We start from the raw sequence: 513 nt of genomic DNA, 5'->3' as shown, positions 1-513 counted from the left end.
ACCTTCCGCTGGCCGTTCCGCCCCGAGGGGTTGAAGTCGGTGCGCATCGACATCGATCCGGCCGAGATGCGGCGGTTCGCGCCCGACGCGGCGATCGTGTCGGATTCGAAAGCTGGCGCCCGTGCGCTGGCCGATGCGGTGAGCAAGGCCGGCATCAGCAAGACCAAGGGCCGCCGCGACGAAATCCGCGCCGCCACCGCGAAGACCAGCGAGGCGATCCAGGCCATCCAGCCGCAGATGTCATATTTGAAGATCCTGCGCGAGGTGCTGCCGGACGATGCGATCGTCACCGACGAGCTGTCGCAGGTCGGTTTCGCCTCCTGGTACGGCTTCCCGATCTATCAGCCGCGCACCTTCCTCACCTCCGGCTATCAGGGCACGCTCGGCTCCGGCTTTCCGACCGCGCTCGGCGCTAAGGTCGCCTGCCCGGACAAACCGGTGGTGGCGATCACCGGCGACGGCGGCTTCATGTTCGGCGTGCAGGAACTCGCCACCGCGGTTCAGTACAACATC

The 513-nt window shown here is 66.9% G+C and carries 1 protein-coding gene; it reads left to right on the top strand.

Annotated elements, in window-relative coordinates:
• Positions 1–513: thiamine pyrophosphate-dependent enzyme (locus tag DYI24_RS27695; protein WP_246701403.1), on the top strand; the 513-nt coding region annotated here is incomplete at both ends.

The organism is Rhodopseudomonas sp. BR0C11 (genome assembly GCF_010820945.1).
Classification (GTDB): domain Bacteria; phylum Pseudomonadota; class Alphaproteobacteria; order Rhizobiales; family Xanthobacteraceae; genus Rhodopseudomonas; species Rhodopseudomonas palustris_H.
Note: the sequence above shows the minus strand (reverse complement) of the source record. Positions and strands in the feature narration are given on the sequence as shown.